Genomic DNA, 16,944 nt, shown 5'->3' with positions numbered 1-16,944 from the left:
GGACGCACCATGCAGCACAAGATTGCCAATACACTCACGATCGTCCTCTTTTCAGCCGTGCTCCTCAGCGTCATCGGCACCGAGGCCCTTTTGCACATGGGAATTGATTTTCCTACGTGGACCGGCATCGGACAGAAGAAGACCGCCCTTGAGGGACGCACCTACACTAAGATGCCCAAACCCAGCCTCTCCTCCTTCCAGTCTGGCGACTTCCAGGATCAATGCGAGGGCTACCTGGCCGACAACCTTCCCTTCCGCGAAAGCGCCCTGGTGCTGAACGCCCGCCTGCAGGGCTCGGTGATCAGCACTGCAGCCCTTCCCCTCGGTTACAAGGCCTATCCTACTTTCTTCGACTCGGACATCGTCTATAACAGCGAAGACGGCACGCTTTCCGATATACCCGCTCAAGATACCCCCGAACTGCGCAAAAAACTCGAGTCCTTTGCGCGGAACTTCGAGGGCCTCGCCGGATCGTATCCCCAGACGAATTTTTTCGTTATGTCGCCCCCGCGGGCCAACTACGTGGACAACTCGCCCCTCACCGCCCTCGTTCCCGATGCCATCGGACAAGATGATGTCAAGGAGATCCTCTCAGGCGCAACTCGTGACTCGGTGGTCATCGACTATCCCTCTGATTACGAGACACGCCTCAAATGGTTCTACCGTACCGATCACCATTGGAATATGGATGGCGCCTATGAGGGGTACAAGGCCATTGCCGAGGCCCTCGGTTTCGGAGATGAGATCGTGGAGAAGGGCGGTGTGGTCTATGAGAGTCCCCTCTTCTACGGCGCTTATGCCCGCGATGGACTCTTCGACGGCGAGTCTGAGGTTCTCTATGACTACGGATTCGATCTCCCGGATTACGGCGTGAAGATCAACGGCAAAGAAAAGAGCATGGATAGCCTCGTACACGATACGGACAAGAAGGCCGACGTGAAGTTCTCCAGCCGCTACTCCAACCGGTTCCACCATGAATACGCGCAAATCCAGATCACCAATCCGGAAAAGCACGACCAGAGCAAGCTACTTCTCGTCGGCGACTCATTCACCGATTGCATCGAACGTTTGCTGGCAAGCCACTTCCAGACCACCGTAGTGTTCGATCCACGTGACACGGCCGGTAACGATGGAACCACCGTCTCGGAAATCATCGAGGCCTACGGCGGTTTCGATGACGTAGTCTTCCTCTTCAACTCCACGGCTCTCAGCCGCAGCGACGTCATCGCAACGACGAAGTAACGAAAGGCAGATCGAGAGTGATCTGCCCCCGCTATTTCGCCTTCCTCGTCACCACCATCTTCTTACTACCCGAAACCCCCACACGGCCCGACTCGACCCTCACAACTGAATAGGCCTTCTTCTTGGCGAAGAGCTTGTTAGCCTTGAACACGATTCGATAGGTCTTGCTCTTACCATCGACGAGAGCAGCGTATTTCTTGCTTTGGGATACCTTATTCGACGAAATGAACATAGACCCCTTAGCAGCCAGCACGACAATACCGTGAGACCCCGATTTCGTGATAGTGTTTTTGGAGATAGTCTTTGCCTGGGCGCTCTGCACGCTGATGCCGTACCGCCCCGGCGCCGAGATGGTGTTGCCCTTCACCACATTGTTCTTCGACTTCGATGCGACGAAGATGCCGTGGGCGCGAGCCTTCACGATCTTGTTACTGGCAATGGTGTTGCGATTGCTTCCGCTGAGCAGGTAGATGCCGTGGTAGTTGGCCTTGGCCGAGCGGTTGCCGACAAACGTGATCTTGTTGCCCTTGACCGTGCAGTTGCGGGCATCGTCGAGCCGGATACCGTGGCCGCGCGTCTTGATCGTATTGTTGGTCACCTTAATGCCGCTAGCGTAGTAGTTCCCCTTGGGAATAGCATCGCGTTCCACGGTCTTCGTCAACTTGCGGCTAAAGCTGTAACCGCACAGGAAAACACCCTCGTTGGCGCCCCCGGTATAGCAGTCGGCGCCCCCGGTGACAATGGTGTTGTTCTTGATGACAATACGCTGGTTCTTAGGTGGAGCCTTGTACACATTGGAAGTCGTGGTAGTCAGACCGCCTTCCTTTGCGAGCGACGATCCGAAGTACAGGCCCTTCGCATGACCCATGTACACTGCGATGCCGCGTGGCGCATTCTTGATCACGTTCCCCTCAATGCGGCAATTGTAGTAGTTCATGAGGCGGATAGCGTCACTACTCAGATTCATGAACGTGTTGTTCTTGATGACTACGTTTTTTGTATAGCGGTTCATCACCGCTGTATGGGAGCCGATGCCGCGAGGCACATTGGAAAATATACAGTTCGCAATGGTCACGTTTTTGGTAGGCAAGTCCTCGGAGCGATAAGTTGGCATGTGCTTCTGGTTGAGCACATCGATCTGCACCGCTTCCGGAATAGCCGCACCGGCCGTTTGCACCTGATCACGGAACTCGCAGCCGCTAATGGTCAAACCCGCCACACCCGCGACCTCCATCAAGTGCCCGTTGCGGGCATTGTGTGCTACGACACCCTCAAAGCTCACATTCTTGGCATGGGCTATCTTGATGCAGGTGTTCGAGTGGCCCGTATTGTCCAAATCGCCACCTACCACTTTGATATTCCGATAGTAATAGCCTGTCGCATTATCAGTGGGCGTATCGCCGATGCGGATCATGTTCGAAACAGCCGCGGGATCAAGCCGCAAGGTCACCCCCTCAAGCCAAAGCGTCGTGTTGCTGTAAAGCCGCAAAGTGCGACTGATGGTGTAAGAGCCTGGCGCCACCTTGATAACGTAGGGGTTGTCGTCGGTGGCATATTTATGCGCCTTGTTCAATTTGACCTGAATGTCGTAGCGAGGATCGTCCTGCGAAGGCGTCACCTCCAAGACCGTCTCGGCAAAAGCCGGCGATACAGAGACGAGCACGCCGATCATGGCGAGGGCCGCAGCTGCGGCAACCATCGAGAACCTGCGCATCAAACCCCTTTCGCTGCGTCAATAATTCGTGCCATTATAGCACGTTTTCCCAGATCAATAAAAGGATTGACGTTCGAGGTTTCGGCAGGTTCTTCTACAAGCAAACCGTTTTGCATCCCTCGGCGCCTGCTAGCCGCGACCCTTCGACGCCATCTTCACGCCCGGCACGTCTCGTCCGAGCAAAATGGTGTCGATAGCGCGGTCGCTCGCCAGCCCCGAGCGCTCCAGGCATCGATCGAGCACCGACGGGTCGGGCTCCACCTCCGCATAGGCCTCGGTCTCCAGCACGCGCACGAAATCGTCCATGGTCTCGCACACCACGCCCGGCGCCAGCTCGTCCACCGTGCGCTGCACCCCGCGGGTTGCCTGGTAGACGTCCTTGTCGGGCACGTAGAACACCACGGGCTTCTCCAGCAGCAGGTAGTCGTAGAAACACGACGAGTAGTCGGTCACGAGCACATCGGCCACGAAGTACAAGTGGTTGAGATTCTCGTCAGACAGGTCGATCAGGCGGTCCCGATACTTCTCGGGGATGACCGGACGCTCCTCGATGAAGTGGTGCATCTCGAACACGAAGTAGGAATTGGTGCGCTCGCACATCTCGTAGAGCGCCTTCATGTCCAGATAGGTGCCATAGGGGTAGAACGCCGTCCTCTGCCCTGTGCCGCGGAACGTGGGCGCAAACACGATGACGCGCCCCTTCTCCATCCAGGGGAAACGCTCGACGAGCTCGGCGCGAATAGCGCGGCCGCGGTCTTCCTCCAGGAAGTGGTCCAAGCGCGGCATACCGGTGGCCAGCAGAGCCTCCGGCTCGATGCCGAACACCTCCGAGTATATCTCGCGCAAATGCTCGTTGCCCACCAGCGCGTAGTCGTAGCGGCGGTGACCCGACTGGTAGGGATCGGGCGAGCCGGTAATGCCGAAGCGGGCGTAGCCTACCGACTTGAAGCCCACGCCGGCATGCCATACCTGAGTGAGCACCGCCTTATCACCCGGGTCGAGAAAGTTGAACACCGGGCAGTAGTCGTCGATGAACACGTAATCGCTCTTGGCAATTTGGATGATGTCACGGCACCACGAGAACACGTTCTGATGCCCCTCCAGCGTGTTGCGGTAGCGCTCGGCGATCTTGAACTGTCCGTCCAGACCACGCTCGATCATGCGGTCGCGAATGGCCGCCATGTTGTCGGTGGGCTCGTCGCCGTTGGTCTTCAGGAAGAGCACCCGGTTTCCGTGCTTTGGGAACAGCAAGCGCATGACCTTGTGGAACGCGATGAAGCACTGCTTCTCGAAGAACACGCGGCTCACGCGGCGGATACGCGGATGGTAGTTCTTGATGAAGAAGTCCACCGCCAGCACCACGAAGGGGAAATCGGTGGCATCGGTGCGCGGCAGAATAGACGCCGCCACCGCATAGCGGCCGCCGAAATAGCGGAACACCCGCGAGAGACTCTGCAAGTCGCCGAACAGCGCGGGGTCGTAGGCGACATCATGGGTGGCGAAAGGGTGACGCGCGATCTCGGCGTCGATCTCGGCGTCGGTGAAGGAGTAGTCGTCGAAGGTGATCTCCACCTCGCGGGCACGGCGCTGCTTGCGCTTCGGCAGCTCGTTCCACAGGCGCTTGCGCGCGAGCCGGATCAAATAGGGTGCATGAGCGGTCGCCCACGCAAGGGTAGCCTCCCGCTCGCTCAGCTGACAGCAGAAAATCCACTCGCCGGCCTCCGGAGGCTCGCGATGGCCCGCATCGGCCAGGTTCAGCTGCGCCCACACCACATCGCCCTCGCGCCCCTGCTCGCGAAACTCGATGAAGGCCTCCTGCCTGATGCGATACAGCTTCAGCGTCTCGCCTTCGGTAGCCCGATAGCGCACGTTCAGAAATACGCGGTTCCAGGAGATGTCCTCGACGATAATGCTCACGCAGTCCTCCAAATCTTAAGAATAACGCGAATCATGATACCATTGTCACCATCGCTGTACCGACAAGCCGAAGGGAACAACACGTGCGAAGGCTCATTATCTCGCTGGCTGCGGGCTTTCTCTCCTGCGTGTACTATCTGTGCCGGCTCTTCCCCACCCGCCGCCGCATCGTGTGCATCACCCGCGCCGACAACGCCGCCCCTCTCGACTTTACGCTCATCCGCACTTGGCTTGCCGAGCATGAGCCGTCGTGGGAAGTGACCGTGCTCGCCAAGCCCACCGTCAATCCCCTCAGCTACCTCTTCGAGATGCTGCGGGAGACCTATTACATCGCCACGAGCCGCGCGGTGGTCATTGAGCGCATCTGCATCGTTGTATCGCTGCTCGGCGACCGCATCGCAGCGCCGGTTATCCAAATCTGGCACGCTGTGGGAAACATGAAGAAGTTCGGCTACACCGTCGTCGACACGCCTGAGGGCCACTCCTCCGAGGTAATGGAGCTCACCCGCATGCACACCGGCTATGACGCCGTGGCCATCTCGTCGATGGACTTCCGCGAGCAGTTCGCCGCCGGTTTCAACGTGGATCCCGCCATCATCTTCGAGGCACCGCTGCCCCGCGTCGATCTGTTCCGCGACCCCGTCCATCGAGAGCGGCAGCGCCGGGCCGTGCGGGAGGCCTATCCGGCTCTGGCCGACGGACGGCCTGTTATCGTGTACTGCCCCACCTATCGCAAGGACGTGCCCGCAAATCAACATGAAGCCATGGAGCGCCTGCTGGCAGCCGTGGACTTCGACCGCTATCACTTCGTGTTCAAGCCCCACCCCTTAAGCCGCCTTATCTTCGACGACCCCCGCGTCATCACCATTGCGGGCACCAGCCCCGATGCCCTGTACGCGGCCGACTACGTTATCAGCGACTATTCCACGGTCATCTACGAAGCAGGGCTGCTGGGCGTGCCCGTGTACCTGTACGCCTACGACTGGGACACCTACAACGAGAAGCGCGGCTTCAACTTCGATATCTCCCATGAAGTGCCCACGCTGTTCACCGACGATGCCGCGACCATCATAGCCGCCATCGACGAGGGCTCGTTCGACCACGACGCCTACGCCCGTTTCATGGCCCGCAATGTTACCCTGCCCGCCGAGGGCACCTGCACCGAGCAGATGTGCCGGCGCCTCATCGCCTTCGCCGAGCGCGATTCGCTCTCCTAAGGCAAACGCCCGCAACGGTAATCCCGGCCCTCAACGAGAGAAGCGACCCTAAGGCCGCTTCCGATTCACATTCCAACCGCAGACGACGCGCGCCTCTTACATCGCCTCGTAGAACGCCGAGGCTTCCTCGATAGTGCCGTCGAAGAGTTTGCGACCGTGGTCGAGCACGATGCCGCGCTGGCAGAACTCCTCGGCCGCGCTCGACGAGTGGGTCACGAACAGCACGGTCACCTTCTCGTCTTCCATGATCTCGCGCACCCGGGCATAGCACTTCTCGCGGAACTTCTTATCGCCCACGGCCAGCGCCTCATCTACCACGAGAATCTCCGGATCGGAGGACACGGCGAATCCGAAGCCCAGACGAGCCTTCATACCCGATGAGTACATGCGGATGGGCTGGTCGATGTACACGCCCAGATCGGCGAACTCCACCGTTTTCGGCACCAGCTCCTCCAGCTGCTCTTTGGTGAACCCGAGGGCCTGGCCGCGCAGATAGATGTTCTCGCGGCCCGTCAGCGACTTATCGAAGCCAGCCGTCAACTCGAGCAGGGCGCTCACGTGCCCGTTTACCGTGACCGTGCCCTTGGTGGGATAGGCCACTCCGGTCACCATCTTCAGCGCCGTGGACTTGCCCGCGCCGTTGGATCCCAGGAATGCCACCGCCTCGCCCTTGCGAATACGGAAGGACAGATCGTCGTTGGCGTTGATGGAGGCCACCAGCTCGCGCTTCTTCTTGCCCCAGAAGATGCTGGCGAAGCGCTGCTTGTCATCCTTGTACAGCTTGTAGGTCTTCGTCACGTGATCGAATTCGATGGCGATCTCGTCGGATACGGCCGCCTGGCGTGCGTCGGCCGCTATCTGCTCAGACGTCGGCGCCGTCTCGTTAGATGACATCGGGCACCTCCTCGTAGGTGCGCTTGTACACGACCACCATGGCGACCATCATGGCAATGAAGACCACCGCAAAACCGATGATAGCCATGGGGTTTTCCCAGATCCACATCTTGTCGTACACCGCATAGCGGAACAACGTGGCGATGAACGTGATGGGATTGAACATGAGAATGACCTGAAGCCACTGAATGCCCAGGTCGTACACGTTGAAGATAATGCCCGAGAGCCAGAACAGAGGCGTCGAGAGCGTCGTGATGAGGTTCTTGAAGTCTTTGCTCACAGCCGAGAGCAAGCTCGCAGTGAACGAGAACATGTAGAAAAACACGAACATGAGCACGATGGCCACGGGAATCTGCAGGAGGTAGGCGTCGAGCGGCTGCCCGAACAGGAAGTACACCACGAGAAGGAGCAGCACCATACCGAGATGGATGACCATTTCCGCCAAGGCGAAAATGGTGGGAATACCCGCGATGGGAAACTTGATCTTGTTGACCAGGTACTTGAAGCGGCCCAGCACGCTGCAGCCGGTGCCGAGCATGGTCTGGATATAGAACCAGGGAACCAAGCCGCCCATGAGCCACAGCAGATACGGGGCGCCGTTGGAGCTTCCCGATCCCGAGCGCAGACCGATTTCAAGGGCGAACCAGAATACCGCGATGTAGACGACCGGTTTCGCGAACAGCCAGACAGGTCCGAGCACCGTGCCACGCCCCTGCTTGCGCAGGTCGAACATGGCCAGAGTGAAAATCTGCTCGCGGCGTTCCCATTGGGAGCGGATGATGTTCAGCAGTGTTGACACGATCCTCGATTCTCCAAGCGAATAGGCGAGGTTCTATTTTACCATTCCCCCATCGATACCGCAGGATTTGCACAGGGCCGCTACGCCAGCGGCGCGCCAGACGCCGCAGAGCCGTCGCCCCGGCAAGGGCGGCGCTTCAACGCCCGTGCTTGCCGTACCAGCGGGGCTTGTCCTCCTGGCGCAGGTGACGGCCATGGTAGTGGTGGCGCAGCACCTTGTCGAACATGCCGAGCTTCCACAGAATGAAGAACGAGATGATCATGAGACCGCCGAGAACCATGAACACGGCCACGCCGTGGGAGTGCGACATGAGGAACGCCCCCACGCCCAGCACCACCGTCCAGGCGTACACGATGACCACCGATTTGCGCACGCCGTAGCCTTTGCGCAGCAGCATGTGATGCAGGTGCTTGCGGTCGGCCTGCTGGATAGGCTGATGGTGGTACAGACGGCGCACGATGGCCGCCCCGGTGTCGGCAATGGGAATGGCCGCGATCACGATGGGCACCGCCATAACGATGACCGTAGGCGAGCGCATGACGCCCATGAGCGAGATGATGCCGATCATGGCCCCCAGCATCAGCGAGCCGGAATCGCCCATGAAAATGCTGGCCGGCGCGAAGTTGTAGCGCAGAAACGCCAGCGTGGCCCCCAGCAGCACGATGGAGAGCATGGCCGTTTCCTCCAGCGCCTTGTCGCAGGCGATAACGAAGAGGAAGAACGCCGCGATAGCTGCAATGCCCGCCGCCAAGCCGTCCAAACCGTCGATAAGGTTCATCACGTTCATGAAGCACACGAGGTAGAGCACCGTGAGCGGGTAGGCAAACCAGCCGAATTCGACGAAGCCGGCACCGAAGGGGTTCGCGATGCTGGAGAGCAGGCAGCCGGAAGCGGCGATGATCGTCGAGCCGAGCGCCTGGCCGGCCAGCTTCACTCCCGGCTTCAGCGAGTACACGTCGTCCATCGCGCCGATGAGCACGATGACGAGCAGGCCTACCATGACGCCCAGATGGTTAATGCCGCGGTTGTCGCCGGTGATGTAGAATCCGGCCCAACCGAAGAAGTACTCGCCGAGCACCTCCACGATAATAGCCGCGAAGATGCCGCAGGCCATGGCGATGCCGCCCATCCGCGGCGTCGGGCGCTTGTTCACCCGTCGCTCACTCGGATAGTCCACCGCGTCCAAACGCAGTGCGAGCCTTCTTGCCAACGGGACGCAGATGTACGTCACGGCGAAGGCAATCAGGCCCAGCACGATTAAATGTCGTAATGTAACTCCCACGTGGTCTAGTATAAACGAGAACCGAGGCTACGCGCCCTAGAACTCAAGACCTTGCAGCCATTCGGTGAGCTCCTCCAGGGCCTCGTCCGACACGCCCAGGCGCTGCTCGCGCTCCTGCAGGTACTTCTCGCGCTCCACGAACATGGCCAGCTGCTCGTCGCTGTACTCCGACAGGTCGATGTCGCGAGCCTCCACCACGCGCTTGGCGAAGTCGGGCAGTTTGTCGTTCATGGCCGTGATCTTCACAACGTCACCGGTGTGCGGGGCCTCCACATAGTAGCCGTCGCCGAGGTACATGGCCACATGGTGCACATCTCCCCCGTCGTCGAAGAAGAGCAAGTCGCCCGGAAGCAACTCCTCGAAGGGCACCTCGACGCCCACCTCGCACTGGTAGTACGTGGTGCGGGGCAGCTCGATGTTGAACACCTCGCGATAGCAGTACTGCACCAGACCCGAGCAGTCGAAGCCGTTCGGGGTGGTGCCGCCCCACAGGTACGGCACGCCCAAAAAGGAGGTGGCCAACGTGGTGAGGTCGTTCAGATCGCGCGCCTCGCGCACCGGCAGCGGCTCGCGGTTCTCGATGAGCTCCTCGAAGCCCTCGAAGCGGGCCGCATCGATCTCGTTCTGATGCTGCTGCATGGGCGTGTCGGCCGTTGGCGCCGAGGGCTTCTCCAGATACACCGGCACATGGTAGAGCTCCTCGGCCGCGGCCATCTGCGCCTCCCACTCGCGCAGCGAGGCCTGGTACTCCTGGTTGGCGTCCACATAGGCGCGGTACTCTTCCACGAGCGCATCGTAGGCTTCCTTGTCGGCCTCGGGATCGAGCACCAAGTCGAGCCCGGTGACCTCGTCCTTCACCGGAAGCACGAAGGTCTCGGTCATCTCGTAGGTCAGCGGCACGTCGAAGCGCGTGAGGTCGTAGGTCTCGATGAGATCCTGCAGCTTCTCGGAGTAGAAGATATCGGTGGCATAACGGCCCACGAGGAAGTCGCACGCATCCACGAACGAATCGGTGTTCGACTTGCGCGCGCCGGCGTAGAAGTCGCCCATGGAGTTGCTGAGCAGGTCGGCGTAGTCGGACAATGACTCTTCCACCGTATCGTACTGGCGGAAGTCGGCGTTGATGGAATAGGTGCTGCCCGATCCGTCGTCCTCCTTGGTGGGAAGCTGCACGCTTTGGCCCTTGTAGGTGCCCTTGATGCCGAACAAGTTGTTGTTCGGGGCCTGAGCCAAGGTGGAATTTCCCGAGGCCGATTCAAGAATAGCCTGGGCGATCATCACCGAGGCGTACAGGTCGTTGTCGGCGGCAATGGAGCGGGCCGACTCGCCCACCAGCGAGATGAACTTCTCGGTGGTGAGGTCCTCGCTGTAGTGGCGCGCCACATAGGAGGAGTTATCCATGTGCGTGAAGCTGATGGAGGGCACCTTCACGGCCACCTGCTTGAGGGGCGTCTGCGCATTGCCCTTGTTCACCGCCGCCGCGTGGCTGCCCTGGGTGTTGCCGCCCGCGCCATCGGGCTTGGGCTTCTGCTGACCGCTGTCCACCGGATTGTCGGTGTCCACCGGCTCGCTCGGCTTGGCCGGTTGCTCCGGCTCGGGGGTGGGCGTGGGCTGTGGCGCCGGATCGGGCTTCTCGGGCGTGACGGGCGGCTTCGGGTCGGCCGGCTTCGCGCCATCGGAGATGACGAACCTCACGGCGGAACCAGCCGGAATCACCTCGCCGGCAGCGGGCGTGGTGCGGATGACATCGCCTTTGGCCACGGTGTCGCTGTACTCGTGCTCCGGAGCCTCGTCGGAAACAGTGAGGCCCACCTCCTGGATCTTCTCCATGGCAGCGTCCACCGTCATGCCGGTAAGATCGGGCATGGCGAACTGCGCCGGACCGTCGGAGATCTCCAGAATGTCGACTGCCGTGCCCGCGGCCACCTTCGCACCGGCCGCCGGGGACTGGCTGATGACGCCGCCCCGCTTCACCGTGTCGTGGAAGGCATGGGCCGGCTCGCCGTCGGAGAGCTTGAGGCCCTTCTCCTCCAGCACCTGGCGCGCCTCGTCGGCCGAAAGACCGGTAATGTCGGGAACCTCGATATCGGCCACCGGCTCGGCGGGCTTCTCCTCCTCGCCCTTCGGCGGCTCGGGAATCGTCGCATCGGGAGCCGGCGGCTTATCGGCCCCGGCGGCATCACCATCGGTCGCAGGACCGCTCGCCTCGTCGGAGACGGCCCCGTCCCCCGCTCCGGTAGAATCGGAGGCGTCGGCGCCGGCCGCATCGTCAGCTTCGGCCGCCTCGGCGTCGTCGTCGGCGCCCGCAGCCTCGGCCTTGGCAGCCTCTTCGGCCGCCGCCTTCTCGGCCTCGGCCTTCTTCTGCGCCTCGGCTTCGGCCTTCTCGGCGGCCTCGCGCTCCGCTTCAGCCTTCGCCTCAGCTTCGGCAGCAGCCTTCTCGGCCGCCTCGCGCTCGGCCTGGCGGGCCGCCTCGGCCTCTGCCTGGGCCTTGGCCTCTGCCACGGCGGCGAGGTAGTCCTTCAGGTACTGGCGCAGATTGTCGATATCCACATCGGCGATCTTGCCGTCGGCCCACGCCTTGTCCAGCGCCGCCTCCTTGGTGAGCTTGCCGCTCTGGATCCACTCGATGGCCTGCTCGGCACTATCGGGGATGGCAAGGCTACCGTCCTCGTCCTTGCCCTTGTCGCCGCCATCGTCGGCATAACCGGTATCGTATGTCGCGGCAACGCCGCCCACAGGGGCAACGACCAAGGCAGCAGCCGTCAGAAGCGAGACTGCGTTCTTCGGTGAGGTCATGGTGCCTCCTTTGTTTCTCATCTCCCTTTAACATCGCCCACCCCGCATTTGGGTGCGCGAACCCAAGACAAAAAGATGCCTTGAAACCCGCATTATAACGCGACTGATCTCGCTGTCTAGCGAACGGGAAGTTCACAAAAAGGGTCATCACAAACCTGAAGCGACGTCTCTGGCGTTCCCTTGCAGTAAAAAGATGGTGCTGAACTGGTTTTCCTTCATTGGGAGTGATTCGGCTTAGCATCGCGAGGGCACTTTTGGAGAAATCGTAATTCTTATGTTGACGTGCTGTTTTCATTGATGAGCGGGGTCATGGTTAGGCCTCGCCCATCGACTTGCCCTAAATGAGACGCTTGGCAAAAGAAGGCGCGAAGTAATCGAAGGTGGCGCGCATCACCCGGCCGCCGCCGGTGGAAGCGTGGATGTACTCGCCGTCGCCCGCGTAGATGCCAACGTGGTACACGCCGCTGCCGCTGCCCCAGAACAGCAGGTCGCCGGGGACGAGCTTGTCCATCGGCACGCTTTTCCCGAGCGCGCTCTGCTCGGCGGCGGTGCGGGGCAGATCGATGCCGAGGGCGTGCTCGTACACCCAGCGGGTGAAGCCGGAGCAGTCGAAGCCCGAAGGCGTGGTGCCGCCGTACACATAGGGCACGCCGAGCTGGTCGTCGGCCTCGGCCACCACAGCCGCCCGGTCGGCGGCGCGCTGCTTGCGGGCAGCCTCCTTCTCGGCCTTGTCGGCCACCGAGCCCACATAGTCCTTGATATCGCTGGCGAAGTCCTCCACCTTCGTGAAGGGACTCTCAATCGCGCCCTGGTCGGCCGAAGCCTCCGGAGCGCTCATCGCGACCATCGTCGCGGAAAGGGCGCAGGCGAGCACAAGGGTGCGCACCCGCTGGGGGAATGTTCTGTGAATAAGCATGCCGGCGAGTCTATAAGGCGCGCTAAGCTGTGCCAAGGCCCTTCACAAGTCCCGCGCGAGATGCCGACAGGGCGCCCACGTTCACTTCGCAGGCCCTGCGCAACCGCTCCGCACAACCTCCATTCCCAATAGGCCCGCTCAGATATCCCGCGGCACCTCGCCGGTCTCCAGCAGGTGCAGAAGCGCCGCCTCGTCGAGCACGGGCACGCCGAGCGACACCGCCTTGTCGTACTTCGAGCCGGCGCTCTCCCCCGCCACCACGAAGCTCGTCTTCTTCGACACCGACCCCGACACCTTCGCCCCCATGGCACGCAAGCGCGCACCAGCCTCGTCGCGGGTCATGCCCGATGACGCGAGGGTGCCCGTGAGCACAAAGGTGAGCCCCGAGAGCACCTGGGGCACCTCCTCGCCCGGCGCCATGGCCTCGGCGGCCATGGTCACGCCGGCGGCACGCAAACGCTCGATGACCGACACGTTGTCCGGCGTGCGGAAGAACAGCCATACCCCGTGGGCCACCTTCGGCCCGATGCCGTTCACCTCCGCGAGCTCGCCCTCGCCGGCGGCCGCGAGCGCCTCCATGGAGGGGAAGGCATCGGCCAGAAGCTCGGCGGTGGTCTTGCCCACATGCCGGATGCCCAGCCCGAAGAGCACCCGCGCGAACGGGCGGGTCTTGGAGGCCTCGATGGCCGCCACGAGCTTCGCGGCGATGGTGTGGCCGAGGTGGATGATCTCGCCGTCCTTGTTCACGCGCCCGGTGCTCGTGGCGGCCAGCTCGTCTTCGGTAAGCGAGTAATAGTCGGCCACATCGGCCACCCGTCCGCTTTCCACGAGCCGGCGTACGATCTCCTCCCCCATGCCGTCGATGTCGAGCGCCCCGCGGCTCGCCCAGTGGAGCAGCCGCTCCAAAGCCTGGGCCGGGCAGTCGATGGAGATGCAGCGGAAGGCCACCTCGCCCTCGTCGCGTACGACAGGACTGCCGCAGCTGGGGCACGCGCTCGGCATCTCCCAGATGCGGGCCTCGGGGCTGCGCAGGGACAGCACCGGTCCCAGCACCTCGGGGATCACATCGCCGGCCTTGCGCACGATGACCGTATCGCCCACGCGCACGTCCTTGCGGTGCACCTCATCTAAGTTGTGCAGCGTGGCCCGGGCCACGGTGGACCCGGCCACCGACACCGGCTCCAGCTCCGCCACGGGTGTGAGCGCGCCGGTGCGGCCCACCTGCACGGTAATGTCGCGTAGAAGGGTGGTCTTCTCCTCGGGCGGGAACTTGAAGGCGATGGCCCAGCGCGGGGCGCGGGCGGTGAATCCCATGGCCGCCTGGCGGGCGAAGGAGTTCACCTTCACCACCACGCCGTCGATCTCGTAGGGCAACGCGTCGCGTCGCTCGATGGCCGTACGACAGAAGCCCCGCACCTCCTCGGCCGTCTCGCACAGCTTCACGTCGGGGTTCACATGGAAGCCGGCCTCGCGCAGCCACTGGAGCAGCTCCCACTGACCGGCAATGTCGAGCGCCCCCTCGTCGGCGATGGCGTACATGAAGGTGGACAGGTCGCGCCCCTGGGTGACGCGCGCGTCCTTCTGGCGCAGCGAGCCCGCCGCGGCATTGCGCGGGTTGGCGAAGGGAGGGCGCCCCTCGGTGACGGCGGCGGCGTTGAGCACCTCGAAGCTCCTCTTGGGCATGTACACCTCGCCCCGCAGCTCAAGCGCGTCGGTGCCGGGCGCGATGGCGACAAGCGCCCCCTCGCGCAGGCGCAGCGGCACATCGCGCACGGTGCGCATGTTCACGGTCACGTCCTCGCCGGTGGTGCCGTCGCCGCGGGTGGCCGCCCGCACAAGCACGCCGTCCTCATAGGTAAGGGCAATGGAGCTGCCATCGATCTTCAGCTCGCAGCAAAGCGGCGGCAGCACGCCCCCGCAGGCCTCTTCCACGCGCCCGAGCCATGCGTCCAGCTCGCCTAAGTCCATAGCGTTGTCGAGCGAGTACATGCGCCGCTCGTGCACTACGGGCGCGAACTGCTCGCCCACGTAGCCGCCCACGCGCTGGGTGGGCGAGGCCGGGGTGACAAGCTCGGGATGGGCCGCCTCGATCTCGCGCAGCTCGCCCATGAGCGAGTCGAAGGCCGCGTCCGATATGGTGGGGGCATCGAGCGCGTAGTACTGGTAGCTGTGATGCTCGATCTCACGCCTCAGCGCGGCGGCCCGCGCCGCCGGATCGCTCACCGTCTGCGCTCTATCCGCCCCGCTGAAGAGGGCTTCCTGATCTTCGGCCATGGCCCTGTCCCTTCCGTCAAAAGAGGACCCGGACGAATCCGGGCCCTCGGTTCATTCGCAGCGGTAATGATACCACCGCTTTGCGTCCACAGGCTCAGCCGCCGGGCCGCCGAGCGAGCGTGGCGGTCGAAGCCGAGTGAGCACGCCAGGAGCTGCCGGAGCAGCGCGGGCGCACCCGCGCCGAGCGGCTGCAGCCGCTCGGTGCTAGTGGTTGTGGGCGACTGTCACCCGCGCCTGGGGCAGCGACACGCCGAAGACGGCCATCTGCACGCCGCGGGCCATAAGGAAGAAGCCCAGGAACAGCGCGAAGGTGCCGGGAGCCACGATGAACGCGATGCCGCAGAACAGGCTCACGATACCGGCGAACAGCACCCAGCCCCAGCCGGGTATCTCGCGATGGAAGCGCACGGCGGCCACCACTTCGAAAATGCCGTAGGCAATAACGAAGATGCCCATCACCCAGGGGATCACCACCGCCGATACCACGGGATGGGCAATGAAGAGCGCGCCGAGGATGATATCGCACGCTGCATAGGCAAGCGCCCAGGCCGAAAGCCCCTCCGCACGGCGATACTTGAAGTACGCCCACGCATCCACGATGCCGGCGGCCAAGAACATGCACCCGGCGATGACGGCGATGCTCACGAGCGTCAGCCCCGGCACCATGAGCAGCACGAATCCGATGAGGATCAGCGCGATACCGGCAGCGAACAGGCCCCAGTTGCGTCCCACTTTGATATCCATACGTCACCACGCTCCTTTAACCCCGAAGGTATACTGTAGCGAGAACTATTTTAGGAGCGCCCGGAGCGCCGCGTCGGCGCGCCTTTTAGCCCGTTGACAACGGGAATGCTCCGTGTTGACGCGATGTTATACGGAAGATAAGCCCCGACGAGCCGAGGAGTTTCCCATGCGCAGCCCCACCGATCCCGCCTCCGCGCCGAACACCGCCGGCACGCCCCTCCCCTCCCGGGACAACGCCGCCCTGGCCGCCCTTGCGCCCTGGCCCGACCCGCAGGCGAACAAGTACACGCGCGGCAAGCTTTCCCTGGTGGCGGGCGCCGCCGCCTACCCGGGAGCCGCCTGCCTGGCCGGTGCGGCCGCCGAGCGGGCAGGTGCCGGCTATACCGAGGTGTTCTGCGCCGGCGAGTCGCTGCTCGCAGTACGGTCCTTCCGCCCTTCCCTCGTGGCGCGCGACTGGCGCGAATGGCACCCCGCCCGACAAGAGGCCCGGTGCGCGGACCGGACAGGTGCCTGCGTCATCGGCTGCGGCTTCGACGGAGACGCGCGCCAACGGGAGCTCGTGGCTGAGACGGTGCGAGCCGCCACAGGCCCGGTGCTTATAGACGGCGGCGCGATCGGCCTCATGGCCGATAAGGCAGGGCAGCGCCTGGCGCGCGAGCGGGCCGAGCGCGGAGTGGGCCCCCTCGTGCTCACGCCCCACGGCGGCGAGGCGGCGCGCCTGGCCCGGGGCGCCGAGCTGGAAGGGGCGCTCGGAGGGCCCGAGCTCGCCGTAGGTCTCGCCCGGGCCTACAGGGCCCTCATCGTGCTCAAGGGGCCGATCACCTTCATCGCCGACGCCGAAGGCATCGTGGAGACCATGGGTCGCGGCACGGCCGCGCTCGCCAAGGCGGGAACGGGCGATGTACTCGCGGGCATCATAGGCGCGCTGCTGGCCCAGGGGCTCGCACCGCGCGATGCCGCAGCCCTCGGCTGCGCCCTGCACGCCGAGGCCGGCCGAGCCGCCGCCCAGGAACTCACCGAGATCTGCGTGTCCGCCGAAGATGTGATCGCCGCTCTGCCCCAGGCCGTTCGCGCCATCGTCGGCGCCCATTAGCGGACGCTCCCGAAAAGGCCGGCGCGGCACAGCACGGCGGGCATGCAGAACGGCGG

The 16,944-nt window shown here is 63.1% G+C and carries 12 protein-coding genes; 3 read left to right on the top strand and 9 right to left on the bottom strand.

Annotated features, from left to right (window positions below):
• The first annotated feature begins 9 nt into the window (after nt 1–9).
• Nucleotides 10–1,242: a DHHW family protein gene (locus C811_RS04920; RefSeq protein ID WP_016308380.1), complete on the top strand. Its 1,233-nt coding sequence runs from the start codon at nt 10–12 to the stop codon at nt 1,240–1,242.
• Nucleotides 1,243–1,273: 31 nt separating this feature from the next.
• Here C811_RS04920 and C811_RS0102640 read toward each other — a convergent pair whose 3' ends face one another.
• A complete protein-coding gene (locus C811_RS0102640) occupies nt 1,274–2,956 on the bottom strand; it encodes a right-handed parallel beta-helix repeat-containing protein (RefSeq protein WP_022926360.1) in 1,683 nt (560 codons plus the stop codon).
• 129 nt (nt 2,957–3,085) lie between these two features.
• Nucleotides 3,086–4,873 carry a CDP-glycerol glycerophosphotransferase family protein gene (locus C811_RS04915; RefSeq protein WP_016308378.1) on the bottom strand — a complete coding sequence of 596 codons (1,788 nt, stop codon included), beginning with the start codon at nt 4,871–4,873 and terminating at the stop codon, nt 3,086–3,088.
• 83 nt (nt 4,874–4,956) lie between these two features.
• On the opposite strand from C811_RS04915, the gene C811_RS04910 reads away from it, so the two are divergent.
• Nucleotides 4,957–6,090 carry a CDP-glycerol glycerophosphotransferase family protein gene (locus tag C811_RS04910; RefSeq protein ID WP_016308377.1) on the top strand — a complete coding sequence of 378 codons (1,134 nt, stop codon included), beginning with the start codon at nt 4,957–4,959 and terminating at the stop codon, nt 6,088–6,090.
• Between the two features lie 96 nt (nt 6,091–6,186).
• Here the strand turns inward: C811_RS04910 and C811_RS04905 are convergent, their stop codons facing one another.
• From C811_RS04905 to C811_RS04880, 7 genes are all read right to left on the bottom strand, one after another.
• The gene (locus tag C811_RS04905; protein WP_016308376.1) at nt 6,187–6,984 is read right to left on the bottom strand and encodes an ABC transporter ATP-binding protein; all 798 of its coding nucleotides are present in this window, start codon (nt 6,982–6,984) and stop codon (nt 6,187–6,189) included.
• Nucleotides 6,974–7,783 carry an ABC transporter permease gene (locus tag C811_RS04900; RefSeq protein WP_016308375.1) on the bottom strand — a complete coding sequence of 270 codons (810 nt, stop codon included), beginning with the start codon at nt 7,781–7,783 and terminating at the stop codon, nt 6,974–6,976. The genes C811_RS04905 and C811_RS04900 overlap by 11 nt, the downstream gene beginning before the upstream one ends.
• Nucleotides 7,784–7,919: 136 nt before the next feature.
• Complete coding sequence (locus tag C811_RS04895) at nt 7,920–9,038, bottom strand: glycosyltransferase family 4 protein (protein ID WP_016308374.1); 1,119 nt, start codon at nt 9,036–9,038, stop codon at nt 7,920–7,922.
• Nucleotides 9,039–9,101: 63 nt separating this feature from the next.
• Nucleotides 9,102–11,861 (bottom strand): PASTA domain-containing protein, encoded by a 2,760-nt coding sequence (locus C811_RS16805; protein ID WP_016308373.1) that lies wholly within the window; start codon nt 11,859–11,861, stop codon nt 9,102–9,104.
• A 337-nt stretch (nt 11,862–12,198) separates the two neighbouring features.
• Nucleotides 12,199–12,777, bottom strand: coding sequence for a C40 family peptidase (locus tag C811_RS0102625; protein WP_016308372.1), 579 nt, complete (start codon nt 12,775–12,777; stop codon nt 12,199–12,201).
• 138 nt (nt 12,778–12,915) lie between these two features.
• Nucleotides 12,916–15,051: an NAD-dependent DNA ligase LigA gene (gene ligA, locus C811_RS04885; RefSeq protein ID WP_016308371.1), complete on the bottom strand. Its 2,136-nt coding sequence runs from the start codon at nt 15,049–15,051 to the stop codon at nt 12,916–12,918.
• Between the two features lie 204 nt (nt 15,052–15,255).
• Nucleotides 15,256–15,795 carry an HdeD family acid-resistance protein gene (locus C811_RS04880; RefSeq protein WP_016308370.1) on the bottom strand — a complete coding sequence of 180 codons (540 nt, stop codon included), beginning with the start codon at nt 15,793–15,795 and terminating at the stop codon, nt 15,256–15,258.
• 166 nt (nt 15,796–15,961) lie between these two features.
• Between C811_RS04880 and C811_RS04875 the strand changes: the two genes are divergently transcribed.
• Nucleotides 15,962–16,888, top strand: coding sequence for an NAD(P)H-hydrate dehydratase (locus C811_RS04875; RefSeq protein ID WP_016308369.1), 927 nt, complete (start codon nt 15,962–15,964; stop codon nt 16,886–16,888).
• The last annotated feature ends 56 nt before the right edge of the window (nt 16,889–16,944 follow it).

It is taken from the genome of Adlercreutzia caecimuris B7 (assembly GCF_000403355.2).
Classification (GTDB): Bacteria; Actinomycetota; Coriobacteriia; order Coriobacteriales; family Eggerthellaceae; genus Adlercreutzia; species Adlercreutzia caecimuris.
Note: the sequence above shows the minus strand (reverse complement) of the source record. Positions and strands in the feature narration are given on the sequence as shown.